24 protein-coding genes are annotated in these 25646 nt (G+C 45.1%); 5 read left to right on the forward strand and 19 right to left on the reverse strand.

Annotated features, from left to right (window positions below):
• Window positions 1-81: 81 nt before the first annotated feature.
• Window positions 82-984, reverse strand: a complete 903-nt coding sequence (locus ACRRS1_RS19965) for a cation diffusion facilitator family transporter (protein WP_432468879.1) — start codon at window positions 982-984, stop codon at window positions 82-84.
• A 46-nt stretch (window positions 985-1030) separates the two neighbouring features.
• A complete protein-coding gene (locus ACRRS1_RS19970; protein WP_432455768.1) occupies window positions 1031-1558 on the reverse strand; it encodes a Spy/CpxP family protein refolding chaperone in 528 nt (175 codons plus the stop codon).
• Between the two features lie 159 nt (window positions 1559-1717).
• Between ACRRS1_RS19970 and ACRRS1_RS19975 the strand changes: the two genes are divergently transcribed.
• Genes ACRRS1_RS19975 through trmL form a run of 3 tightly spaced genes read left to right on the forward strand, consistent with a single transcriptional unit; the run spans window position 1718 to window position 4235 of the window.
• Entirely contained in the window at window positions 1718-2404 is a 687-nt protein-coding gene (locus tag ACRRS1_RS19975; protein ID WP_432460270.1) for a response regulator, read from the forward strand.
• A gap of 2 nt (window positions 2405-2406) precedes the next feature.
• Entirely contained in the window at window positions 2407-3744 is a 1338-nt protein-coding gene (locus ACRRS1_RS19980) for an ATP-binding protein (RefSeq protein ID WP_432455766.1), read from the forward strand.
• A 26-nt stretch (window positions 3745-3770) separates the two neighbouring features.
• On the forward strand, window positions 3771-4235 hold the full coding sequence (gene trmL, locus ACRRS1_RS19985; protein ID WP_432455765.1) for a tRNA (uridine(34)/cytosine(34)/5-carboxymethylaminomethyluridine(34)-2'-O)-methyltransferase TrmL: 465 nt from the start codon (window positions 3771-3773) through the stop codon (window positions 4233-4235).
• A gap of 177 nt (window positions 4236-4412) precedes the next feature.
• On the opposite strand, the gene dinF is transcribed toward trmL, so the two are convergent.
• From dinF to ACRRS1_RS20015, 6 genes are all read right to left on the reverse strand, one after another.
• Entirely contained in the window at window positions 4413-5756 is a 1344-nt protein-coding gene (gene dinF / locus ACRRS1_RS19990; RefSeq protein ID WP_432468878.1) for an MATE family efflux transporter DinF, read from the reverse strand.
• A gap of 159 nt (window positions 5757-5915) precedes the next feature.
• Window positions 5916-6827, reverse strand: a complete 912-nt coding sequence (cyoE, locus tag ACRRS1_RS19995; RefSeq protein ID WP_432455763.1) for a heme o synthase — start codon at window positions 6825-6827, stop codon at window positions 5916-5918.
• Window positions 6796-7818 (reverse strand): COX15/CtaA family protein, encoded by a 1023-nt coding sequence (locus ACRRS1_RS20000; RefSeq protein WP_432460274.1) that lies wholly within the window; start codon window positions 7816-7818, stop codon window positions 6796-6798. The genes cyoE and ACRRS1_RS20000 overlap by 32 nt, the downstream gene beginning before the upstream one ends.
• Before the next feature lie 30 nt (window positions 7819-7848).
• Entirely contained in the window at window positions 7849-8373 is a 525-nt protein-coding gene (locus tag ACRRS1_RS20005; RefSeq protein WP_432468877.1) for a hypothetical protein, read from the reverse strand.
• Window positions 8370-8501, reverse strand: coding sequence for a hypothetical protein (locus ACRRS1_RS20010; RefSeq protein WP_432460276.1), 132 nt, complete (start codon window positions 8499-8501; stop codon window positions 8370-8372). The genes ACRRS1_RS20005 and ACRRS1_RS20010 overlap by 4 nt, the downstream gene beginning before the upstream one ends.
• The gene (locus ACRRS1_RS20015) at window positions 8498-9226 is read right to left on the reverse strand and encodes an SURF1 family protein (RefSeq protein ID WP_432455759.1); all 729 of its coding nucleotides are present in this window, start codon (window positions 9224-9226) and stop codon (window positions 8498-8500) included. The genes ACRRS1_RS20010 and ACRRS1_RS20015 overlap by 4 nt, the downstream gene beginning before the upstream one ends.
• On the opposite strand from ACRRS1_RS20015, the gene ACRRS1_RS20020 reads away from it, so the two are divergent.
• Window positions 9219-9422, forward strand: a complete 204-nt coding sequence (locus tag ACRRS1_RS20020; protein ID WP_432455758.1) for a DUF2909 family protein — start codon at window positions 9219-9221, stop codon at window positions 9420-9422. The two genes, ACRRS1_RS20015 and ACRRS1_RS20020, sit on opposite strands and share 8 nt — an antisense overlap.
• A gap of 8 nt (window positions 9423-9430) precedes the next feature.
• Here ACRRS1_RS20020 and ACRRS1_RS20025 read toward each other — a convergent pair whose 3' ends face one another.
• The 8 genes from ACRRS1_RS20025 to ACRRS1_RS20060 form a co-directional block, all read right to left on the reverse strand.
• Window positions 9431-10306 (reverse strand): cytochrome c oxidase subunit 3, encoded by an 876-nt coding sequence (locus ACRRS1_RS20025; RefSeq protein WP_432468876.1) that lies wholly within the window; start codon window positions 10304-10306, stop codon window positions 9431-9433.
• The gene (locus tag ACRRS1_RS20030) at window positions 10290-10871 is read right to left on the reverse strand and encodes a cytochrome c oxidase assembly protein (protein WP_432463897.1); all 582 of its coding nucleotides are present in this window, start codon (window positions 10869-10871) and stop codon (window positions 10290-10292) included. Before ACRRS1_RS20030 ends, ACRRS1_RS20025 begins: the two co-directional genes overlap by 17 nt.
• Window position 10872: 1 nt before the next feature.
• The gene (ctaD, locus tag ACRRS1_RS20035; protein WP_432455755.1) at window positions 10873-12462 is read right to left on the reverse strand and encodes a cytochrome c oxidase subunit I; all 1590 of its coding nucleotides are present in this window, start codon (window positions 12460-12462) and stop codon (window positions 10873-10875) included.
• Between the two features lie 103 nt (window positions 12463-12565).
• Entirely contained in the window at window positions 12566-13633 is a 1068-nt protein-coding gene (gene coxB / locus ACRRS1_RS20040) for a cytochrome c oxidase subunit II (RefSeq protein WP_432456132.1), read from the reverse strand.
• Between the two features lie 349 nt (window positions 13634-13982).
• Window positions 13983-14624: a transcriptional repressor LexA gene (gene lexA, locus ACRRS1_RS20045; RefSeq protein ID WP_432455754.1), complete on the reverse strand. Its 642-nt coding sequence runs from the start codon at window positions 14622-14624 to the stop codon at window positions 13983-13985.
• A 146-nt stretch (window positions 14625-14770) separates the two neighbouring features.
• Window positions 14771-15855, reverse strand: a protein-coding gene (locus tag ACRRS1_RS20050) for an IS3 family transposase (protein ID WP_432462919.1) whose coding sequence is annotated in 2 segments (ribosomal slippage) — window positions 14771-15606 and window positions 15606-15855 — 1086 coding nt in all. Because the reading frame shifts where the segments join, the coding sequence is not laid out codon by codon here.
• Window positions 15856-16231: 376 nt separating this feature from the next.
• Window positions 16232-17581: a Fic family protein gene (locus tag ACRRS1_RS20055; protein ID WP_432468875.1), complete on the reverse strand. Its 1350-nt coding sequence runs from the start codon at window positions 17579-17581 to the stop codon at window positions 16232-16234.
• A 919-nt stretch (window positions 17582-18500) separates the two neighbouring features.
• Window positions 18501-19799 (reverse strand): aminotransferase class I/II-fold pyridoxal phosphate-dependent enzyme, encoded by a 1299-nt coding sequence (locus tag ACRRS1_RS20060; protein WP_432468874.1) that lies wholly within the window; start codon window positions 19797-19799, stop codon window positions 18501-18503.
• A gap of 137 nt (window positions 19800-19936) precedes the next feature.
• Between ACRRS1_RS20060 and ACRRS1_RS20065 the strand changes: the two genes are divergently transcribed.
• On the forward strand, window positions 19937-20830 hold the full coding sequence (locus ACRRS1_RS20065) for a dihydrodipicolinate synthase family protein (protein WP_432468873.1): 894 nt from the start codon (window positions 19937-19939) through the stop codon (window positions 20828-20830).
• Between the two features lie 421 nt (window positions 20831-21251).
• On the opposite strand, the gene ACRRS1_RS20070 is transcribed toward ACRRS1_RS20065, so the two are convergent.
• The 3 genes from ACRRS1_RS20070 to ACRRS1_RS20080 form a co-directional block, all read right to left on the reverse strand.
• Window positions 21252-21761: a DUF4844 domain-containing protein gene (locus ACRRS1_RS20070; protein WP_432468872.1), complete on the reverse strand. Its 510-nt coding sequence runs from the start codon at window positions 21759-21761 to the stop codon at window positions 21252-21254.
• Between the two features lie 381 nt (window positions 21762-22142).
• A complete protein-coding gene (locus tag ACRRS1_RS20075) occupies window positions 22143-24341 on the reverse strand; it encodes a DEAD/DEAH box helicase (RefSeq protein WP_432468871.1) in 2199 nt (732 codons plus the stop codon).
• Window positions 24338-25645, reverse strand: a complete 1308-nt coding sequence (locus tag ACRRS1_RS20080; protein WP_432468870.1) for an ATP-binding protein — start codon at window positions 25643-25645, stop codon at window positions 24338-24340. Before ACRRS1_RS20080 ends, ACRRS1_RS20075 begins: the two co-directional genes overlap by 4 nt.
• Between the last annotated feature and the right edge of the window lies 1 nt (window position 25646).

Genomic DNA, 25646 nt, shown 5'->3' on the forward strand with positions numbered 1-25646 from the left:
TCATCACGAATTTGCAACCAAACGGTTTCGGCTAACGTTTGTTTAATTTGATAATCCCTTAGCTTTGCCACTTACTTCACCTTACAAAAACTGTTGTTTCTTTTCTTCTGGCACCACCGACTGGGGATCCTGATGGATCAAGATATCGGCTTCTGGCCACTGCGCTAACAATGCCGCCTCTACCTTATCGGCAATATCATGAGCTTGGTAAAGGGTGAGTTTATCATCTAGTTCCAGATGGAGTTGAATAAATTTAGTCTGACCCGACTGGCGAGTTCTAACATCATGTACTCCCAACACGCCAGCAAGCTTCAAAGCAATTTGATAAACCTGAACTTGGAAAGCCCGAGGAAGCTCTCTATCCAATAAATTTTGCACTGCATCTGTACCAATTCCAAAAGCACCATAGCAAATATATAGGGCGATCAACACTGCAAACAATCCATCGGCCCAATACCATCCATATTGACTAAGAAATAAGGCTACAAGCACTGCCACATTCATAAAAACATCCATCGCGTAATGCATCGAATCAGCTTTAATTAAACTGTTATTAGTTTTCTTAACGACATATTTTTGGAAAAGTACTAAGGCAATTGTAATCAAAGTAGAAACGATCATGACCCAAATACCTAACTGACTGTGCTGTAAAGCTTGCGGGCGCATTAACTCGGTCGTACCGCTATATAGCAACATGAAAGCCGAACCCACAATGAAGGCAGCTTGCACGATACTCGCGAGATGTTCAGCCTTTCCATGACCAAAACGGTGCTCTTTATCGGGGGGTTGTAGTGCGTAACGCACCGCCAATAAATTAACCAAGGACATGCCAATGTCCATGAGTGAATCAATCAACGACGCCAAAATACTAATTGCGCCAGTATATAAATAGGCACCACTTTTTATCAGTAATAAAAACAACGCTACACAGCTTGCAAGCTGTGTAGCGCGGGTCACTAAACGCTGGTAATTTTGTTTTTCCACTTTACAAATTCACGGGAAAGTTTTGTAAAGTATAGAAGCTGCTCCCTTAAGTGCTAGCTTTAGCGTTTTTGTGTTGCTTTTCACCTTGTTGGTAATTTTGGTGTTTACCATCTTTTTTCATTTGCCCGCGTTTTTCCATACGCTGTTCTGTTAACTGCTGGAACTTCTGTTGTTGTTCCGGAGTCAGTATTTGGTATATCGCATTCTGCGAACGCATCATATGTAAAGCGCGTTGTTGATGCTTCTCTTGCTCTTTTTTAAGTAAGTTTTTGGCTGCGTTTTCATCAAAAGTAGCCGAAGTCACAATCGCCATATGTTGCTGATGCATCATGTTACGCTGAGCTCGCTCACCATCTCGCTGCTTTGTCTCACCGCTTGGCTTATTGGCCTGCATAATTTCTTTAACTTGTGCTTTCTGCGCAGCAGTTAAATCAAGTTCGCGCATTAAATGCATTCGCGGATGGCCATCTCTATCACGCATACCTTCACCATCGTGTCGATTGCCATTGGCAGCAAAAGCAGCAGGGGCAAGAATCAGGGTTCCAAGTAAGGTAGTCACAAGTAGCTTTTTCATTTTTAAATCCTCGTATGTTTCAGACATTTTCAGTATATAGCGGCCAATGCAAACTAATGGCAAGGAAGTGTAAAGCTATGTAAATGAGCCTATGATAGATCCGCAAAGCCAAGGAATTTTTGTACACTTTAGCTATCAATGATCACCTAGGAATCAACTGTGAAGCTGCTTTTAATTGATGACGACAAAGAACTCACCGAATTACTCGGCGAATTATTGGCCTTAGAAGGATTTGACTGTGAAGTATGCAACGATGGTCTGAGCGGCTTAAAGCAACTGCAACAAACAAGTTATGATTTAGTACTACTAGATGTGATGATGCCTGGGAAAAATGGCTTCGAAGTCTTAAAAGAGCTTCGCAAAGACAGCCAACAGCCGGTATTAATGCTCACCGCTAAAGGCGATGAAATTGACCGAGTCCTTGGCTTAGAGCTTGGCGCCGACGACTACCTAGCCAAGCCATTTAGTGAACGGGAATTATTGGCAAGGATCCGAGCCATCTTGCGCCGCACCCAAAACGCGCCCAGCTCTGAAGCACATGGCGATTTAATTTGCCATCAAGACTTAACACTGTCGGTTGCCAAACAACAGGCGCATTGTGAAGATGTTGAACTAGACCTCACCAGCACTGAATTACTGTTGTTGCAGCAACTGCTGGAGCATCCAGGCCAACTATTAGATAAGAATAAGCTGAATCAAACCGTATTAGGTAAACGGCTGCAGGCCTTCGACCGCAGCTTAGATATGCACATCAGCAATCTAAGAAAAAAAATCCCACCAAGAAAAGACCAACTCCCAAGAATAAAAACCGTGCGTGGTAAAGGTTACATGTGGTTGGAGTGGTAAACATGAAACGACTACTCAATAATCTATTTGTCAAAATATTCGTGTCCTTCTGGTTAATTTTGCTGATAACCGCCTTTGTGGCATTTAACATGTCACGACTGGTAAGCACCGATAACTTTGCGGCGCCGGAATGGGCACTGAAAAACTTACAAGACTTCGAACAGCGGATCCAAAACAACCCGAACAAAGCCTTCAATCAACGCCCCGCCCCGCATAGTGGCGGACGTTTTACCATGCCTTTTCTGGTCGATGAACAAGGCCTGGTGGTAAATCATCCGCAAGTAGACCGCGCCATACGCCGCTTTATTGCCAATCACGACCAGGTCAACAATCCACGGATTATGCTCGACCGTGATCGGGTGTTTATCGGACCAAGGGCAATCACCTTGGATGACAAAACCTACTTGCTTTACCTCGAGCGCCGCCGAAGCCCAGAGCTCATGAACAACCTGCTCCCGTTACACGGCTCTTCCCCCTGGGTTCTCGCAGGGGTAGCCATCCTGCTAAGTCTGGCACTGTGTTTCTTGCTGACCCGACATATTGTGAGTCCCCTCAAACGGCTACAGAGCGCTGCCAACAAGCTGTCACGGGGGCAATTAGACACCCAGCTGCCAGAAATTAATCGCGGTGACGAAATTGGTCAGCTCTCAGAAAGTTTACAACGCATGGTCGACACGCTGAATCAGGCGATTAGCAACCAACAACGTTTATTAAGTGATATATCTCACGAGCTGCGTTCACCACTCACCCGTCTCAATATGGCGCTGGCTTTACACAAAAAACGCCAAAGCAGTAGTGCCGAAGTCGAACGCATCGAACGTGAATCACAGCGTTTGGCCGAGATGATTAACGCCTTATTATCCCTATCAAGAATGCAAGTAAACGCGCAACGACAGCAAGCTCAGCTCGATGAACTCATGATTGATTTAGTCGATGATTGCAACTTCGAAGCGGAACAACTGAGTAAGAAATTTAAGGCCACATATCCTGAACATTTAAGTTTGCTTTGTTACCCGCAATTACTCAGCTCCGCCTTAGAAAACATCTGCCGCAATGCGTTAAAGTACGCCGAACAGCAAGTTACGCTTGAGGCCAGCATCGAGCAACAGTACTTAGTCATTGTCATCCGGGATGATGGTCCGGGGATTGACGAGAGTGAATTAGACAATATTTTCCGCCCCTTCTATCGCTGTGGCGAAGCACGCGATCGAGATAGTGGTGGTGTTGGCCTCGGCTTAGCGATTGCCGAATCGGCGATTCGCCAGCATGGTGGCAGTATTAGTGCGCATAATCATTCCGGTAAAGGGCTGGAAGTTAGCCTACGCTTGCCACTACAATAGCGCTTTTGCAACGACTGGGACCGACCATGATTAATATTGTGCTATTTGAACCCGAAATTCCGCAAAACACTGGCGCAATTATCCGTTTAGCGGCCAATAGTGGCTGCAGTTTGCATCTAATCGAGCCCTTGGGTTTCGCCTGGGACGACAAAAAAGTAAAACGCGCAGGGTTGGATTATCACGAATTTGCCGAAGTGAAACGCCATGCCAACTATCAGGCTTTTCTAGAGAGCGAACAACCAGCACGCTTGTTGGCTTGCACCACCAAAGGCAGCGGGTTTCATAGCGACTTTCAATTTGCCGAGAATGACTATCTGATGTTTGGCCCAGAAACGCGGGGCTTGCCCGATGCGATTTTAAGCCAAATTGACAGCACTTATCGATTACGGATCCCGATGTTAGCCAATAGCCGTAGTATGAATTTATCGAATGCGGTTTCAGTATTTGCCTACGAGGCTTGGCGTCAGTTGGGATATCACAACGCGGTTTAGCAAACCACCCCTGCGAAATGAAAATGAATAAACAACAGCAATCAACCAGAGAGTGGTTTATTGCTGTTGTATTCCCCTCAGCAACAGTGCTGCAAAATCCTCGTCTTGCTCACTCATCAATTGATGGCTGGATTAACATTGACCGGTCAAATCCCGTTGTCGCTAGGCCCCGAAGATTCATCCCACTGGCGTGGCTTTAAACCACCAATGTCGATTTAAGGCCAGTCGATAAGTGTAGGCTAAACTTAAGCCCCGGGCAGCCATAAAGCTGCACATGGCGAGCCACAAAGCATGGTTCCCCCAATCTTGGCTCAACCACCATACTGGGAAAAATACCCCAACACTGGCCAACAACATCGAATTACGCATCATTTTGCCTTCCGCTGTCGCAATAAAGATGCCATCAAAAATAAAGCACCATACCGCGGCCACAGGCAGCACGAACATCCAAGCCAAGTATTGATTAGCGGTCGCTCTAATCTCGCTAATATCGGTGAGAAGATTGATTAAGCTGGGACCAAATAAATAGAAACCAAGACTAAACAACAAAGCGAATATTGCGGCTAACAGTAAACAATCGTTTATCACCCCAACAAACTGGGCTCTATCTTGAGCTCCCTTGGCTTTCCCCGCTAAGGCTTCCACCGCATAGGCGACCCCATCGAGAGCAAAAGAGACAAACATCAGAAAATTAAGCAGTACCGCATTGGCCGCCACAATATTTTCACCCAGCCGGCTGCCTTGAAACGTCATAAAAGCAAAACAGAGCTGCAAACTTAAAGAGCGAAAGAAAATATCCAGATTAAGACGCAGTAAACGGCTAAATTGATCGAAGGCTAAGCCCCTGAGTGCCGTAGCAATGTCGGTCATACTCAGCCCCAAGCGGGTTAAGGATTGACGGCACAAATATAAGCCCAGAGCAAGACTAAGGTAGTCGGCGATGACAGTGGCTAAGGCGGCGCCCTGCACCTTCATATCCAAGCCCAAGACCAGCCAAAGGTCTAAGCCAATGTTCAATGAATTCCCGACGATGAGTAATACCATTGGAGCACGGGCATTTTGTAAGCCCAGTAAACAACCTAACAACACCAAATTTAGCAGTGCCGCTGGGGCGCCCCAGATCCGTGTTGAAAAATACTCGGCGGCGTAGTGCAAACTAAGTTCCCCACCACCAGCCAAACTCAAGCCTAGCGACAAAATTGGCTGCTGAAACAACACTAATAAACAACCGAGTAACACAGCCAGTAAGACCGAACTCAACGCGACCTTCAGCAACGCGGTCATATCAGCCAAACCCACTGCCTGAGCAACCAGCCCGGTGGTCGACATTCGCAAAAAGCCACATAGCCAATATACGAGGCTGATCATCATTGAACCCAGCGCAACCCCAGCCAGATAATGCGCTTGGTCTAAATGACCAATTACAGCGGTATCCACCAAGCCTAACAAAGGAATAGTAATGTTCGATAAAATCATTGGTAAAGCGATGGCGGCGATCGCCTTAAGTCGGACAGATCTCATGACTACTTAGCGTTAATAAACCAAAATTCAGTGTAAAAGTTACCCCGCAGTGGAGCAACTCTTAAAACCGAATCAAGACAAATAAGCAATCACTCACCCAATCGTCCTAACACTCAACCAAGATAAATCAAGGCTGGCAGCCTTTGACTTTAGCCCAGACTATAACAAGGAAAATAGCCAATGATCCGCGAGCAGGGCCAAAAACAACAACATCAGATACACGATGGAAAAACCGAATAGGCGCATCGCGTCGGTGTGGTTATCGCCGCCATATAAACGCCAAGCGAGTTGAATAAAGCGCAGGTTCAACAGACAGCTGAAGGCCAAATACAGGCTGCCGCTCATGCCGACCAAAAATGGTAGCCAAGCCACTGCAAACAGCAATACGCTGTACATCAAGATCAACAATTTGGTAAAAGCCACCCCATGGGTCACCGGCAACATCGGAATATTCACCTTAGCATATTCTTTACGCCGAGCGATGGCAAGGGCCCAGAAATGTGGCGGTGTCCAAGTAAAGATCAACATCACCAACAATAAAGGCTCAGCCGAAATACTATTATTAACCGCCGTCCAGCCGAGTAAAGGTGGCATCGCTCCTGCTAAGCCACCAATCACGATATTTTGGGGAGTGGCACGCTTTAACCACAAGGTATAAACCACTGCATAACCCACCAAACTGGCGGCAGTTAACCAAGCGGTCAAGGGATTAACCCCAAAGTACAACAGCACAAAACCCAATACCGACAGAGCCGAAGCCCATAGTAGCGCCAAATAATTGGATACTGCGCCAGTGGGCAGCGGACGTCCCTGAGTTCGCCCCATTTTGGCGTCGGCTTCACTATCGATGTAGTGATTAAAAGCCGCCGCGCCTGCCGCCATTAAACCGATCCCAAGATTCCCCAGCAATAAGGCCTGCCAAGGCGGTAAACCAGAAGTCGCTAAACAGGCTCCGACCACCGCCGTTAATACAATCAGTGCCACCACCTTGGGTTTGGTCAGCTTATACAGCGCTCGCCAATTAATATTGATTAAGGGTTTAGACCAGCTTAGGGTATTCAACTTCGCCATAAAGCCTCTCCTTCTCGCGCGGCGCAGTCACGCCGCCCTTTTGATAACACGCCAATAGCAGACTCAGCGCACTCAATAACAACAACGCGGCCACTAAGTTGTGTGCCACCGCCACCAACAAGGGTAGCTGCCACCAAACATTGGCCAGCCCCAACCCCAACTGAGTGAATAATACCAACAGTAAACGCGAGGCGCGGCGACGCTCTAGCGCGCTGCTCGGGCGTAGCAAATAACTCATGGCGAGCAGCAACCAATATAAGGCGGTAACGCCAGCCCATATTCGGTGACTTACATGCACTGTGACCCGCTCGGGATGACTCAATACACCAAATTCATAATTGCCGGTAGGGGAATGAGGCAGGGGATCGAAGGCCTTTAACTGATAAAGCTGCTGCCAGTCTTCATGGCACAGCGGAAAGCCCTGACAAGAAATAGCTGCATAATTGGCCGAAGTCCAGCCACCAAGGGCCAGTTGCAGCACCAATATTGCCAAGCCCAAAACCAGCGGCCAGATCCGCGATCGCGATTTAGCAGGCGGATATTTAACCCGGTTATACCAGCAAAACAATAGTGCTAACACCGAGAAGCCCCCCAGCAAATGACCCATTACGATTAAGGGCATTAAGCCCTTGGTAACGGTGAGCATCCCCAAAATAGCTTGAAAACCAATCAACAAGCAAACCAACAAAGCGATGCCTCGCTGTTGTTTGCGCCAGCAAGCGCAGCCCGCTAAAGCCAGCACTAATAAACCCAGCGCACCGGCAAAATAACGATGGATCATTTCATGCCAAGCTTTCTGTCTTTCTAAGGGACGCTCGGGGAAATGGACCGCTGCATGCTGTAATTGTGCTTCAGTTTGCGGCACCGCAAAATGCCCGTAGCAACCAGGCCAATCCGGGCAACCCAAACCCGCATCGGTGAGACGGGTAAAAGCGCCAAGGCCAATCACCACTAGGGCCAATAACATTGCAGCCATTAATCCTTTTTGCATTGTCATCCTCCTCTGCTCAGCCCCCCTCTTTTATTGGTAACGGGAGTTTTTAATCAAACGCTGCAGGTCGGAAATAAGCCCCTTTACCTGCGTATAACCTTGCTGTGGCTGATAGCTCATAATGACCCAGCCTGTAGGATCGACCACCAACCAGCGTTGATCGTATTGTGCCCAAGCTTGCTGCTGGTTATTGGCCAAGCTCAATGCAGCAATCTGGGTCTCCTCAACCAAGCTCGAACCTTCATCTAAAGCGGCGGCCTTGGTCAGCAAGGCCAAGCGCTGGGTCTTTTGCTTGGCTATCCCTAAAGCCATCCAAGCCTTGGAGAGCAGCTGGAATTGCTGCAGACAATCCTGCTCACAGGGTTTGGCCACCACCTGCGCAATCGACCACTTCCCCTGCGGATAATCACTCAATTGCACTGGCGGCTCTAGCCATTCGCCATGGCTTAAGGTACCCCGCTCAAACCACCCCATTTTTAGCACTAACCAAGCCAACAGTATCGGCACCAAAAACACCGCCACTAACTTGAGCATAGTTTTCTGTTGGCTGATCATCGCAACTCCTTCACATAACTGCGTTTGATGAAATCAATATTGAACAAGCTGTCAGCCCTGCCATTTACAGGCAGAGGTAACAAGAATACTGCCGCTAACTTGAGCACAGTTTGCGATTGGCTGCTCATCGCGACTCCTTTCCGTAGCTACGTTTAAGGAAGTAAATACTAAAGCCGCACGCCACTACCGCCATCAATAGCCATTGCAAGGCATAGGCCTGATGCTTTTGCACGGGCATTGCAATTAACTGTTGCGGCGAAGTGTCAATTTGGCGATCCAAGATAAACGGCAGTAAGTGAATTCCCCATTGCTGGGCAAGACCCGCGAGGTTGAGCTGCTGAGCGCGTAAACCTTGTGGTAATACCTCTAACCACTGCTGTGAATTGGCCAATATCGGTAAGCTAATATAACGAAGTCGATAAACTTCGGCCTGCTGATCTCCCTCGACTGGCCACAGCAGTTGCTGGCGATCATAACTGGCTGGTTGCCAGCCTTGGCGGATCAAAACCTTACCTTGTGCAGTTTGCGCCAATGAATATAAATCGTAACCCACTCGGCCCTGCTGAATTTGATTGTCTAACCATAGGCGCGGACCAAGCACTTTAAGCTCGCCCGGGGTCACTAATTGAAAAGCCTTGCCGCCCTGCGCCACCGCCTCAGCTAAACTAATAATTTGCTGTGATTGCTGCTGATACTGATCTAACAAAACTTGCTTTTGCTCCGCCCGTTGCCATTGCCATAAGCTAAGCTTGAGCATAAGTGCGATGAGCGCCACCATCAGCACAACAAACGACAGTAGCCGATAAGACACTGGTTTTTTATTCATCGATGAAGAGAGCTTAGTGATGTTCATAAAAATAGTGATTACCGTATTTATCCTAATTGTGATGCTTAATATGCTGATGGCGCTGCGGGTAATGCTTAAAGGCGGTGATAAACCAATGAGTCATTACCTTGGGCGACGTTTGCTATTCAGCGTGCTAATTATCGCCCTGATCTTACTTGCCCTCGCCACTGGCCTTATTCAACCTCATCCTCGCCCCTACTAAACGGACACTTACAACACGTAAACAAATAGAAATAGGCACAACCACACCACATCAACAAAGTGCCAATACCAACTGGCCGCCATAAACGCAAAATGTTTATCGCCACTAAAATGCCCCTTTAAAACCCGCAGCAGCATCACCGTTAACATCAAGGCACCAAGGGTGACGTGTAAACCGTGAAAACCAGTGAGCAAGAAGAAAGTATTACCGTAAATACCGGAGTCTAAACGCAAGTCCAATTCCTGATAGGCATGTAGGTATTCTTCAACTTGAAAAAACAAAAAGGAAAAGCCCAATACCAAGGTGAGGGCTAACCACAACTTCAAGGACGTGCGTTTATCTTTTTCTAAACTGACATGAGCGAAATGCAAGGTAACTGAAGATGTCACCAAAATAAGTGTATTCAACAATGGTAAGCCGTACCAACCCATGGCCTCAGTTTGGATCCCCCCAGGGGTATCGAGTAATGGCCAAATGGCTTCAAACTCAGGCCACAATACCGCTGCGGTCATGGCATTATTGCCGGCACCGCCAAGCCACGGCACCGCAATCATTCGGGCATAAAACAAAGCGCCAAAGAAGGCACCAAAAAACATCACCTCAGAGAAAATAAACCAGCTCATGCCTTGGCGAAACGAGCGATCCATTTGCGCGCTATAGTGGCCTTGCATGCTTTCGCTAATCACATTGCCAAACCAGCCAAACAGCATGCTAATCAGCACCACAAAACCACAGCCTAAGATCCACAAACCATAGTTAAGTTCTGAGCCCATTTGTTGTACTGTAAAGCCCGCCCCCATCGCGGTTAAAAATAAGCCCACAGCCCCCATAATTGGCCACACGCTCTGGGCGGGAACATAATATTTTTCATAAGGCTGCGTCATTGCTCTGCTCTCCATCGGCACGCTGTTGCGCCGTATTGCTCAGCTCCGGCTCATCCGCACTAACCGCAAATAAGGTGTAAGCCAAAGTGATGGTGGTAATGTCTCTGGGTAACTCTGGATCGATATAAAAATTCAGCGGCATCGTTTGCCGCTGCCCCGGGGTAAGCGTTTGCTGTTGAAAACAAAAACAGCTGATCTTTTTAAAATGATTGGCCGCCAAACCGGGGCTGACCGAAGGTACCGCTTGCACCGTGGTAGTCAGGGCACTCTGATTGGTCGCGCTAAAGTCAACCAATAGGCTTTCCCCTGGGTGAACCTTAATTCGATTTACGGTCGCGCCAAATTGCCAATTTAAGGCGCGCGGTACATAGGTGATAAACTCCACCGTGACACTGCGTTTCTGAGGTGCAATAGTGCTTAACTCACTGGCCTGATTGGCGGTTTTACCATTAATCCCTGTCACCTTACAAAACACATCGTAAAGCGGAACCAAAGCAAAACCAAAGCCGAACATCGCCACCACCACCAATAGCAGCCGAAGCACTAAACGGCGGTGGGCAGCCATGTTATTTAATCTCCGGCGGCGTAGTAAAACTATGGTAGGGCGCAGGTGATGGCAAATTATCCCACTCTAAACCTTCCGCGCCTTCCCAAGGCTTCGCTGGCGCAGGCTCACCGCTGCGAATACACTTGATCACCAGATACAGGAAGATAAATTGTGACAAACCAAAGGCGAAGCCACCAATACTGACGATGGCATTCACATCGGCAAATTGCAGCGCATAGTCGGGAATACGCCGCGGCATACCACTTAGACCAAGAAAGTGCATCGGGAAAAACAATACATTCACCGATATCAGCGAGCACCAAAAATGCAGGCGCCCCAGCCCCTCGTCATACATCTTGCCACTCCATTTCGGCAGCCAATAATAGGTGGCCGCCATAATCGAGAAGATAGCCCCCGTCACCAACACATAGTGAAAATGCGCCACCACAAAATAAGTATCATGGTATTGAAAATCCACTGGCGTGATCGCCAGCATCAAACCAGAGAAACCGCCAATGGTAAAAAGTACGATAAAGGCCACGGCAAATAGCATCGGCGTTTCAAACGTCAGGCTGCCGCGCCACATGGTGGCAACCCAATTGAAGACCTTAACCCCGGTTGGCACCGAGATCAGCATGGTACAAAACATAAAGAATAACTCGGCTTCCACCGGCATCCCCGTGGTAAACATATGGTGGGCCCAAACCACAAAACTTAAACCGGCAATCGAGGCAGTGGCATACACCATCGATGCATAACCAAAGAGTTTCTTCCGAGAAAAAGCGGGAATAATCGCCGAAATAATGCCAAATGAAGGCAAAATCATGATGTACACTTCGGGGTGGCCGAAGAACCAGAAAATATGCTGAAACAATACTGGATCGCCCCCGCCTGCGGCATCGAAGAACGAAGTGCCGAAGTATTTATCGGTAAGCACCATGGTCACAGCTCCCGCCAACACCGGCATCACCGCAATCAACAAGAAGGCGGTGATCAACCAAGTCCAAACGAACAAGGGTAATTTCATATAAGTCATACCGGGGGCACGCAAATTCATGATGGTCACAATCACATTAATCGCGCCCATAATGGAGCTGATCCCCATGATATGTACCGAAAACACAAATAAGGCGGTGCTATCGGGACTATATTTGGTGGAAAGTGGCGCGTAAAACGTCCAACCAAAGTTAGGCCCACCCCCCTCCATAAATAACGAGGCTAATAACATGGTAAAAGCGAAGGGTAAGATCCAAAAGCTCCAGTTATTCATACGAGGCAAGGCCATATCGGGAGCGCCAATCATCATCGGTACCAACCAATTAGCTAAGCCAGTAAAGGCGGGCATCACCGCGCCAAACACCATGATTAAGCCGTGCATGGTGGTCATTTGATTAAAAAAGTTTGGCTCCACCAATTGCAGGCCCGGCTGGAATAGCTCTGCACGGATCACCATCGCCATCGCGCCGCCGGTAATAAACATGGCAAAGCTAAACCACAAATACATTGAGCCAATGTCTTTGTGGTTGGTGGTTAATACCCAGCGCAATAAGCCACGCGGTGCGTGGTGATGTTCTACCTGTTGCGGGTTAAGCTCCGTGGTCGCGCTCATCTAACTCTCCCTTCTATTGCCTATTGCGCCGCGTCGTGTCGTACTTGAACATGGCAACGTCCTTAGTCGTTCCGCTATCACCAATCGATTTATCCAACCATGGCTACTTGGCCGCGTCTTGTACTGCCGCGACATCCTTAGCCTGCACCATATCGCCCGTATCATTCCCCCAAGCATTCCGCTCGTAGCTAATAACTGCCGCTAATTCTTTCAGACCGAGTTGCTTACCAAAGGCCTGCATCGCGGTTCCTGCCACCCCATGCACCACCATGTCGATATGTTGGTTCACATCACCGGTCGCAACTGGGCTGCCTTTTAAGGCAGGGAATACCCCTGGCAGGCCTTCTCCATTGGCTTGGTGGCAGGCGGCGCAAGTCTTCTCATAAACGCTTTTGCCTAAGGACATCAGCTCCTCGTTATCCATGGTCAACGCCACCATGGCCAACTCTTGTTGCTGCTTCTCTACGTAAGCGGCTTCGGCCTGAGCCAACCAAGCAAGGTACTCCTCCTGAGGTTTGGCAATCACCACAATCGGCATAAAGCCGTGGTCTTTACCGCAAAGTTCGGCACATTGGCCGCGGTAAATCCCCGGCTGGTCAATTTTGGTCCAGGCCTCGTTAATAAAACCCGGATTAGCATCTTTTTTGACCGCAAAGTCGGGTACCCACCAAGAGTGGATCACATCCTCCGAAGTCATTAAAAAACGAACCTTCTTGCCGACTGGCAGCACCAGTGGATGATCTACTTCCAATAAGTAGTTATCGCGCTTAGCAAGCTTGCCCTGTACTTGCTTCATATCCGAGGCCAAAACGCTGTAGTATTCCAGCTCATGATCAAAATAGCGGTAGTGCCACTTCCACTGCGAACCAGTGACTTGAATAGTGAGATCGGCATCGGAAGGATCTTCCATCGCTAATAAGGTTTTTGTGGCAGGAATCGCCATGCCGATCAAAATGATGAAGGGAATTATCGTCCAGACAATTTCAACTTTGGTGCTCTCATGAAATTGTGCGGCAACGGCTCCCTTGGACTTTCGATGATGAAAAATCGCCCAGAACATCACCCCAAACACCACCAGCCCAATGACACAACATATATAAAAAATAGTCATGTGCAAGCCGTAAACCTGCTCACTAATGGCGGTGACACCAGGGCGTAAATTGAACGACATCGTTTGTTGTGCCCATGCTTGATTCACCCAACATGCCAGCAATACTAGCGGTATCCATCGGCCCACAGCGCTCTCCTTTGCTCGTAGCCAAGGCCGGTCACTTCATTGCAAACATCGCTGCTTACAATAATAAAGTGGCCGCAAAATAAGGGAAAACTCCCTTCCCAAAGCAGCAAGGCTTCGCAATTAAAATACCTTACTGCTTATAAAATAGACGCTTAGTTAAATAATTGTAAAGATAATGTTATAAATATAGACATTTAAAATAAAAGCTGTGAAGTAAACGACAAAAGCCCAAATTGCTATAATTTGGGCTTTAAAAAGAAGGGAACTTAGTTTTAGGGAGTAACTACATCCAGTCTGCGGTACGGATGATCCCCACCGCTAAACCTTCAATATCAACACTTTGATACTCTAAATCAACTTCGATAGTTGAAAGCGCTTCGTTCTCGGGATGCAGGTAGACCATTTTTCCGTCACGTTGAAAGCGCTTCACAGTGACTTCATCGTCTAAGCGCGCCACCACCACCTGACCATTATGCACATCGTTGGTTTTATGCACTGCTAATAAATCGCCATCCATAATTCCGATGTCTTTCATGCTCATGCCCTGCACCCGCAACAGATAATCGGCATGCGGATGAAACAAATTAGCATCGACCGCATAGTGCGACTCAACATGTTGTTGTGCCAAAATAGGGGCACCTGCGGCCACTTGTCCAATCAGCGGCAAGCCGATTTCTTCTGGCTCGTCATTCGCGGCATTAGCAGGTAAATGGTCTTCGCTAATACGGATCCCGCGCGAAGCGCCGGGGATCATCTCAATCACCCCTTTTTTAGCTAAGGCGCGTAAATGTTCTTCGGCAGCATTGGCCGAGCGAAAGCCCAGCTCTTTGGCGATTTCAGCGCGAGTTGGCGGCATGCCTGTGTCTTGAATGTTACGACGGATCAATTCAAACACTTCGGTTTGACGGGGCGTTAAGGGTTTCATAATCTACCTGTAAGTTTATACAGCACACTGTTAGTATATACAGCATGATTAATGAAGCAAGGTTTTATCTCGAATCAACAGCTTAAGTGTAGGTTTCAGTTTCATTGGGTAATCCTCCCATTATTAACCGCATTTATTCGTAGAATTCATGCTGCCGTTTTTAGTGGTGGGAACCCTCCATTTGCAAGGTGTGGTCGTTGATGATTGTAGAACCATAACCATTGGGTCGCCCGATCTTGAACCTCTTCAAGTGTGTCAAACAAATACTTACTCACTAAGCCAAACCTCATAGTACGGTTGAACCTTTCTATATACGCGTTTTGTTGTGGGTTCCCTGGCTGAATATAATCGATTCGAATGTCGTGGTTGTTGGCCCATTTAATAAACGCATGGCTAATGAACTCAGGACCATTGTCGCAGCGGATCGCAACAGGTTTGGTTCGTTGTTCGATGAGCTGCTCTAAGATCCGAGTGACTCGTACTGTGGGCATTGAAAAATCAGGTTCTGACGCCAGACCTTCACGTTTGTAATCATCTATCACATTGAATAAACGGTACTTCCGGCCATCAGATAGCTGATCATGCATAAAGTCCACGGACCAAACTTGGTTTGTTTTAATCGGCTCTTTAAGAGGCTCTGGCGTATGGCGATTCAGGCGTCGTTTTGGCCTAATACGTAAGTTTAGAGCCAATTCGCAGTAGATCCGATAAACCCGCTTATGGTTCCATGTATACCCTTTAACGTTCCGCAAATGGTGAAAACACAGGCCAAAGCCCCAGTCAGAGCAGTCTTCACTGTTGCACAGCGTTACTAACTCTTGAGCTATCAACTCATTCTCAGGTTGAAGCTTCGATTTATAGCGATAGCAGGTCTCGCTGATCCCAAACCAATAGCATGCACTTTTAATGCTGATGTGATAGTTCGCCACCGAACGCTGAGCCATCAATCGACGCTCACAGGGCTTCACCACTTTTTTGCCATCGCCTCTGAGATCACCTCTGCTTTAAGGCGTTCTTCCGCATACATCTTTTTAAGCCGTCGATTTTCATCTTCGAGTTCTTTCATCCGCGCCATAAGGGATGCGTCCATACCACCGTATTTCGAACGCCACTTGTAAAAGGTTGCGTTGCTCATTCCATGCTCACGACAGAGCTCAGGAACAGGTGTACCAGCCTCAGCCTGCTTGAGAATAGATAAGATCTGACTGTCCGTGTAACGTGACTTTTTCATGTTGAATCTCCTGTATTTACTATACGAGAAAATTCTACTTTTGCATGGGATTAATTTTCGGGGGGATTACCATTGGAACTCTTACCGCTACTTTGAAACTACACCCGCTACTTTGAAACTACACCCGATATTTTGTGACGCCATCACAAATAAGCAGAGGTTGGGATAAAGAAGGATACGAAAAGTCTAGCCAACTCATTTTTGGACAGAAGCTTTTCAGTGGCTTTGCTAATTTAGTTGCCATTGAATTAGTTCAGATATCGCAAAGTACCTTAGTGAAGTGTTCAGTATTGCAGATACTGACCAATTCAGATTAAGTGTCTGCTCGACACCTATCTTCTCCTTATTGTTAAGTGTTTTTGCACTGATACCAATTCTAATCAATCTTAAGGCGTGACCTAAGGTTTCTTGGAGCTATATATCCCATTTGACGCCCTTTAATTGGATGTTTAATCAGCAACCCAAGCTTCGACAACTTATCTAAATACGCTCTGGCGGCTGTCGATGATACATTAAACTCTACCTGACACTCCTTTACAGTAAACTCTCGCCCTGCATCTTCTAGAGCTTTTTTTATGATAGTAATATGGGGGAGTTTGAACTCATTAAAGTAAGGCGACTTATGTATATCCAAGCGGGTTTTTTGAATTTCATCAATTTTATTTTGAATATACTTTGTAAAATTCTCTAGCGCGCGAATTATGATATTCATATTGAAATCAATGAAGTGAGTGACATCAAAGTGATCTGTTTCTGTTTTCACAAATGCACGTGCGTATTTATTCTTTGAACTTTTTAGCAACGATGAAATTGACACATATTGGAAATTGTCATAACCACTTTTAAGCAAGAACCAATAAAACAAAGCTCTCGCCGTTCTGCCGTTACCATCACTGAAAGGATGAATATAACCGACCATAAAATGAAGAATTATGGCTTTGACAATTGGATGTATGAATTCATTATCTAGGTGCTCTGTATTTGCGAATTCACATAATCTATAAAGAAGCCCACCCAACTTATCCGCATCTGGTGCTTCATGAATAGTTTCATTATATAAAACGTCTTTTACCGCTATCGGTGTATTCCTGATCATTCCCGCAATATGATCATTCTCACACACATTCTGCGTAGCAACTTGATTAAAACGCTGAATTAGTTCAATCGATAACGGCTCGTCAATTACACTTTTAGCATATGTCATTAGTTGATAATTATTAACAATCATCTTTTCTGAGAAATCTCTAGGCTCTCTACCTGTTGAAAGCATTTCTTTAGCAACAGGTCTTGTTGTCGCTGCCCCTTCTAGCTGTGCGCTAGTTATGGCTTCTTCCATGATAAGACTGGCTGACAAGAACCCTTGTCGATTACCAACACCTAGCTCTAAGTGCTTTAAAGTAGAAAGACGCTCAATCTTATGCATCTTAGCCATGAGAGAAGACGGGCTATAGCGCAAAAGTTCGAGCTTACCATCGGTATCATAAGCAAATAATTTATCAACAGTTTCTAAGTTTCTACGGAGCTTTAGTACAAACCATGCCGCTTGCTTATGCTCTTTGAATTGAGGGGTTCTGGTAATAAACTCATCCCATGATAAGTAATCCCCCTTTGAACTAAATCCGCAAAGTTTTGGCTCTACTAGCGACCACATATCTTGTGGAAGTAAAGCTAATTCATTCTCTCTTTGCGAAGGTGGTACCTCAATACCAAAGATCTTTTTTTTCATAATCTCTAAACAAAGTTTAAAATTAAGTTGGTTTAATCATGGTACACAGAAAAAACAATAGTGCAAGGGATTGATTGGAAAGACTCCTAAGCATTGATATTACTTGGTTGAACAAGAGTTGGAGGGAGATTATTTCAGATAATTATAACTATACCAAGTAAATTGATATGTTCTTTTAACCACCAACTGTAGGGAATTTTTCTAGTGTGAGCTGTGAGTATAAATATTGGTTTGCACCTAACAAATGAAACTAACCTAGTCTTTTACACAGTCGATTAGCTCTCCTAAGCCAAATCAATGTTAACGAAACATGTATGAGCTTTTACTCCAACTCGAAATGGGGCAAAACTGAGTTAGAAAGGGTTTATATGTGCTGTTTTTTGACCGTAAAAAATGACGCTCAAATGTAGGGAAATTTGTAGTTTTTTCGCATCAACGCAAGCAAACATAAGAAATTGAAAATTAAATAAAAATATAAAAAATAGTTACACCTGCACTAAGATTTATTTCACTGTTAAGTGAATTTTTAGTACTAAATTTCGGTGTTAAGCGGAATTTTTCAGCTTTTTTCAATGTGCTTAAACGGAAAACTAAACATGAACCCGCGTAATAACTACAACCGATTTTCTAAATAATTTCACTCTTAAGCGGTCCCTACATAAGTGTAGGTTTCAGTTTCATTGAAATTATTTCCGCTACTTTGAAACTACCCCCCATATTTCGTGACACCATCACAAATAAGCAGAGGTTGGGATAAAGAAGGATACGAAAAGTCTAGCCAACTCATTTTTGGACAAAAGCAATTTAGGAGCGTAAGTCTAAAACTTTCTACCAGATTAGAATGAGTATCTTGAAAATTTAAACGATCATTCTGTAGTCGATACTATGTATCCAAGTGTTTAAATCCACTTACACAAAGTTAGTTATGAGCCTGCACAATATCTTTAGCTAACTGCAAAGCAAGCTCTTGGCTAAGTTTAGTTGTAGTCACTCGTAATCCAAGCGCTTTCCCATCAATGTCAAACTGACTACCAGGTCTCACCAACCAACCATGCTTAGATAGCTCGTATGCGCTGGCTTGAGGGTCACCATTGACCGGAACCCACAAATTTACACCTTCAACAGGACCTTGAATAGATAATCCATTCGCTGCAAGTGCTTCAATCAACCATTGATTCCTTTGTCTACAGTGTTGGCTCATCACTTGAAGCTGCTGGTCGATACTGTCAGATTTCAGTGCGGTGATAACTAAAGATTGCAGGATACGACTCACCCAGTTCATACCAATAGTCAGTCGGCTTTGAAGGCGTTCAGTTGTAACTGGATCAGCCGCTACGAAAGCAAGCCTGAGATCCGGTCCCAGCCCTTTTGAGACTGAGCGAAAAACACCCCAATACAATGAGTTTTCGGGAATTAAATTGTAGTAAGGTTGCTCAGCAAGTAATGCGAAGTGATCATCGATTAACACCAGTACATTTGGATAGCGACTGAGAACTTCTCGAATCGCTTCTGCTCGTTGTTTGCTATAACAGCATCCCGTCGGGTTGTGCGCTCTTGGGGTAATCAGTACCGCACGAGCACCTTTGCTGAGTTTGGATTCAAGTTCATCGGCGACCATCCCATCTGAGTCAATGCTAACCCCGACTGGATGCATACCTGCCAACTTGATTGCCGTCGATGACCCCAGATAACAAGGGTCTTCGACTATAACTTGATCACCAGGTAATAGATGGGCCGACATCAGGCGTTCCAATGAATCAACCGCACCACTTGTTATCGAAAGGCCCATATTGGCCGGACATTCGTCCTTGAACCATTCACGACCAAACTGATCAATTTCAGGCAAAATGGGCGCTTCACCATACACAAATTGTCTTAATTGCGCTTTTGCAGCTAATTGGTCAAGGCTTGGAAACCACTCTTTACGGAGGTTACCGTCAGCAAGATCCATTAATTTCGTTTCTGTTATGCCGTCTTGTTGTTGGGTTGAATGGCGAGATTTCACACGCGTCCCTAAACGGCCTTTAGTCTCGGCGAGACCTGATTTTACAAGGCGCTGATATACGCCTGCAACAGTATTTCTATTAACACCGACTTCTGCTGCGAGCTCTCTTACAGGTGGCAGCGCGTCCCCCTCTTTGAGATGCCCCGACGCAATTGAACAACGGACAGACTCAAATAATTCCTGTCCGGTTTGCCCTTTTATCTTGACCTTCATCTTTGTCCTATGACAATATTTATATCAAACCATGACAATAAAGTTTTATGACTATAACTAAGATATCACTTGTTAGTGGTTTTTTCATTATTGTCTCTTAGCTCTCTATAAACACACGTAATGAAAGGAATTTATCTATGATATTTAATGGAATCAGTGCTTTCCCTATTACCCCAATGCCGGATGAGCGAGTGGATGTTACCGCATATAGTCAGGTTCTAGGTCGATTAATCGATGCACAAGTAGACTCTATATGTGCGTTAGGCTCGACAGGTTTATATCCTTATTTAAACGCACAAGAAAAACATCATGCGATCTCAACTGCTGTCGAAATGGCGGGAGATATTCCCGTCTTGGTCGGCATCGGGTCTTTGCGATTAAGGGATGTGCTCGCGAATGCTGAGCAAGCGGAGCAGCTCGGAGCCAAAGGACTTTTACTCGCGCCAATTTCTTATCAACGGCTATTCGATGAGGAAGTCTATGAACTCTATCGCCGTGTATCTGAAAGTGTTTCGATCCCGATTTGTGTATATGACAACCCAGCCGCCACTCACTTTACCTTTAGTGACCAGCTCCATGCAGAGGTCGCAAAGCTGAAAATGGTGCAGTCAATCAAGTTCCCTGGGATGCAATTTGAAGATCAGGGCCAACGCAGAGTTCAGCAGCTGAAAAAACTTGTGCCAGACAATGTCACGATTGGCATTAGTGGTGACGCCTTTGCTTCTAATGGCATTCAATCCGGATGTGATGTTTGGTATTCCGTTCTAGCCGGTTTGTTCCCAAGAACGGCTCAACATCTGTTTGAGCAAGCGAAACTTTGCAACCCTGAGCAAGCGAAACAACTCTCCCTAAAATATGACCAACTGTGGCAACTGTTCTCAGATAATCTCGGTGGAATGCGCGTAATGGCAAGTGCTGCTGAACTATTGGGCTATGCCGAATCCCCGTGTCTACCAGCTCCTTTGACCGGACTAAACAGTCAATCCAAGCTCGTTGTGCAAAAGCTGATTTCAGAGCTCGAGCTCGCTTAACGCTCACTGTAGGGAAAATATATGGACGATATTTGTAGCACAACAGCAAAGGTTCAAAGTGATTAGACTTTGTTGTATCTGTACTTCAGCCTAGCTTGCTTTGCCAGAACGGCGACAGGTGCTGCGTAGGCTGGAGGCTAGTTGGCACAAGACAACGAAGCCATGTGATCTAACGGCTACCGTATATGATGCAGCAGTGCAGAGAAAAGAGAAAGTGCATATTCTACTTCTTATAAACAAAGAGTGGGGAGATCTGCTTAACAAGCGATCGTTTAACTCACGCTATGGCGATTTAAGCAGACGGCTTTTTTTAGATAAAAAGTCCCAATGCCGTTCTATTGTGTAATGGTTGGGACATGGTGAAGGCCTGAACCTGAAAATCAATGAAGAGCCGCATGCAGGGTGTTGTGGGGGCTGGAGGTTAGATACCTCCGGCTACCCGATTAGGCATGCTTGAAAACCAACCAAATGGTAAGCCATACCGCCAAACATTAAGCAATTCATTAGATGAATCTATTTTCAAAATGACCATTATTTCCTCCATATAATTTAGAATCATATCCTGATCTTCTGAATCAAACTCAGAGCAATGCTTGAGAACTTTTTTAAAGCTCAATAAAACAAATGATTTATTTGGATTAGCTAATAGCCCTACTTCAAGTGTCTTAGACAAAATATTAACAATCTGTTCTAGTTGCAATCGGGAGGCTTCATCCACTGCACCTGGATAATCGTATTTCTGTTCTTCACCGAATTTATACTTAATTCGGAAATGCTCTAATTCCGCTAAAGTATCTTTAGTTACAATTAACTCCTGATCGGGAATAGATGTGGGCCAAATATAGAAGAAAGCACCAGTAACAGCGCCTGTTATAGTCAGTGCTATAAATAGCACAATAGAAATGAAGAAATAGATTACAACTTTAAACACGATACTTCCTTGTATGCCTAACGCCAGCTTCTAGCGAATCCCCTCATAATTCCTCGGAAATTCAATATAGTAGACGCGCACCCCGTTGTTTGATCTAATTAATTTCGCCAAAAACCTTTCCTATCAAACCTGCACAGAGGCAGTCGGGATGCGCGAAATTCAAATTCTACACCAAATGCTTATTGAGCTGTGCCCGAGTATTCACAAAAAACGCCTTAACTCTCTAATGGTTGCCACTACATTCTCAGATCTCAATTAGTTATACCAAATAAAGAGCTTCATTTATTGATTCGATCTATAGTGTGAAATTTGCTCTTAATACCCTCGGGGTACAGGCGAGTTGTATACAAAGCTGACTTTGATCTTCACTCGGTTCACGCTTTAATCTATATCTATTTTTTTGATCCAGGCTTCGGTATTGGTCATGTCAAAAGCTTTTGCTCCATACCCTTTGGATAGAATGCTTTCTGGTAAGAATTCATCAAATTTTTCGATACGCTTTTCCAGTACTTGTTGTGCGAGTTCTGTTTCTGTTGGGAGTTTCGTTGAAGCAAGTTTGACCAATGTTGAGCTAACACTTTCTAATGACGCTTTTTCTACTTCTATGACTCCTGCATATGCTCCAGCTTCAAAGCCATGTCGGATTAGCAAGGCAACAATCGTATTTACCACTTTGTCGCCAAGCCATGGGAATATATAGGTAGTATTTCCAACCTGAAGCAGAGGCTCTCTAGAGAGCTTTGCTTCTTCGAAATATCGGACGCTCTCATGAAATAGTTCTCGTGCAGATGAATCAGCGAAGTCGACTTTGTTATCCTCTACTGGAATTCTGTAATCACCGTCATTTAATACTTGGAACATCTCTTGGCGGACAACATCATGTATGTTCAGGCCCGCACCACCAAATTTAGGTGGTTTACCACCTTTAGTATGCTCGACATAAATAACTTTCTTTTCGCTATCTATGTCGATTACTTTCCAACGCTTTCCACCGAAAACAATATGTTGTCCTTCTAACACTAAGGAATCTACAGGCAGTACTCCGAGTGTTTTGATTCCACATACAATCCGAAACTCTTCGGGGGTTTTAAAAACAGCATAAAACGAATAGTGGCTTGTCAGCTTTTCTCCCAAAAGGCCTAGTGTCAATTCACCACTCTCTAACTGAGTTATGAGTTCTGTTTTGCCCATGTGGACAAGAAGTGTTTTGAAGTTTTCAACATCAACGTTTTGAAAAGGGCCATCTTTACAGAGCAAACTAAATAATTGCTCTGCTCTAATTCCTCCCCATTGTGCAATAACCGCAAGTACTTGATGCAGGAGTGTCGAGAAGTGATAAAGTGATGTATCAGCTGGTTCATACCATTTACAGCCAATAAGAAGCCTGATCATGGCCAGTGACTGAATAAGCTCCAGTCTCAGCTTGTCGATGACACTAGAGTCTGTTGTTAATTCAGCTTCAGCTACGAGCATTCGCAATACTGATGCTCCACCGCGTCTTCCTGAGCGCCCCATCCGTTGACGTAAACTTGAAATAGAGTGGGGGGCTGTTACTTGAATTACAGAGTTTACCTTGCCGATATCAATGCCCAGTTCAAGAGTCATTGTGCAAATCGCTGTGGTAGGGTAATGCTCCTGTTGTAATCGCTTTTCTAAGCTTTCTCGAAGATCTTTAGATAGCGAACCATGGTGAGGGAAAAATTCATTAGGTACAATTTTTTCTTCACAGAAGTCAGATAATGTTGCTGCAATGCTTTCTGTGCGGCTTCTACTATTCGCAAACACAAGGTGATTTCCACCTCGACAAAATTTGAATAGATCTTGGCAGATCGTATATTCGGCATTATTGGAAGAGTCAGTTTCTAAGTTAGCAGGATTTACATATCCTTTTGCTTGAACCTTTAAAGTGGATGTCGAATGTGTATCTTTAATGATTTTACAAGATAAAGAGCGATTAGGGCGAAGCGATAGTGGTACTTTCTCTAACTCACCAAGCGTAGCACTAAGAGCTACTCGCGGGATTGGTGTTTCTAGTCTTCCGAGAAGATGTTCAAGTCGATGAAGTAAAGAAAGTAAATGATGGCCGCGCTCAGAACCAATAAAGGCATGAAACTCGTCAATAACGATATATTTCAAATTAAAAAATGCAGCTTTTATCCACCCAGAGTCTCTGATGAGTAATGACTCCAATGACTCAGGTGTTATTAATACGACACCAGATGGCGATGCTTTTAATTTCTTCTTTCGGCTCTGTGAGCTATCACCATGCCAAGGAGTCACCGGTATTTCTAGTAGGTCAGACAGACTTTCTAAGCGCCTATTTTGATCATTTATAAGGGCTTTTAGAGGGCTAACGTAAAGGATCCCTATACCATTTTCCTGAGCTGCTATTGCACTGAGCGCAGGCAGGAAAAAAGCTTCTGTTTTTCCTGCTGCGGTTGAAGCGCTAATCAGCACATCAGTTTTTTCAGACAATATGGGTTCAATTGCAAGGCATTGTATTTCTCGTAAGCCAGTCCAGCCTTGTTTGAATATCCAGCGCTGAACCCGATGGTCCAACTTTTTATGTTCATCAATCATAGTTTGAAGTCAGCAAATCCATTTTCATTGTCTTCTGTTTCGAGTTCAACATCGGAAGGCTTATCTTCATTTATTGCTACTGATGAGATTAGACTATGCCACGCAATTTGCGGGTTTTGGTCGATTACCGCGAGCATGTCTAAAAATGCTTTAATGGTGTTACGTGGCGTTCGAAAATACGAATCCCCTATAGTTTGGCTGCAATGCTGTAAGAACGCTTTTAGAGATTCGTCTGGAACCAAGTACTTTGCTTCGTCACCTTCAGCATAAACGTGACGCAAGTTTTTAAGCAAAATATATAGTTCTTCAGGGGTTAGGCTAGCGAGGTGAAGGGCCGGTGACGAATAATCAATCACGCCCGCTTGTTTAGCAAAGCTGTTATCTGCCAACCTAGATTGCAGTGCTTCATAGCTATACAAGCCTTTGCGTGGATCTAGAAGAAACTCAGGAGTTCCGCCGAGAAGAAAACCCAAGTTCTCGGCACTTCCTTGCAAGCAATCATTTAGAATTCGGAGTATTTGCTCATAATTAGAAGTTCTCGCTGTGGTGTTGTTTAACTTATACAGGTTTACCATCTCGTCTAGGTTAACTAGGAGTCCTTGGTAACCAGCTTGTCTGACAAATAAGCTCATTAATTTCAACGCATCATAAAAAAATGTATCTGAAATAATTGTTCGAACACCTAGGTCTTTACGGGCATCAGTTTTAGTTGAGTACTCTGCGCGTAACCATTTTATGGCATTAACTTTTAGTAATTCATCACTTTTCTCATGGCCAGTCCAATAAGCCTCTATGACTTTTGCGAAATCATAACCGCCAACGAGTTCAGAAAGTGATGCTAATTTTTCATGGATAATAGCATTCATACTTCTTCCCGATATATCAGCTTCTTTCATCGCTTCTGTGATAAACTTTTCAACCACACTAGTTAGAGCATTACCATCAGGTTTGTTGCGAGTAGCCATGTTACGCATTAGCTCAGAGTAAAGGTTTCTAGCTTGGCCAGCCGATGCATGAACTCGTCTATCAGGAGATAAGTCCGCATTGACGGTGACAAGCTTATTCTCTAGAGCTATAGCGCGTACAACACTTAAAAAAAAAGTTTTACCAGAACCATAATCGCCGATAATGAGCCTGAAAGCTGAACCACCATCTGAAATCCGATCAATGTCTTGGATCAGAGCTTTTAGTTCATTTACTCGACCGACTTGGATATGCTGGATACCAATCTTAGGAGTCACACCAGACTTCAGGGATTGGATAATTGCATCCCTTTCTTTAGCTCGTATTCTTTTTGCAATCATT

The sequence above is a fragment of the Agarivorans sp. Z349TD_8 genome (genome assembly GCF_050870825.2).
In the GTDB taxonomy this organism is placed as follows: Bacteria; Pseudomonadota; Gammaproteobacteria; order Enterobacterales; family Celerinatantimonadaceae; genus Agarivorans.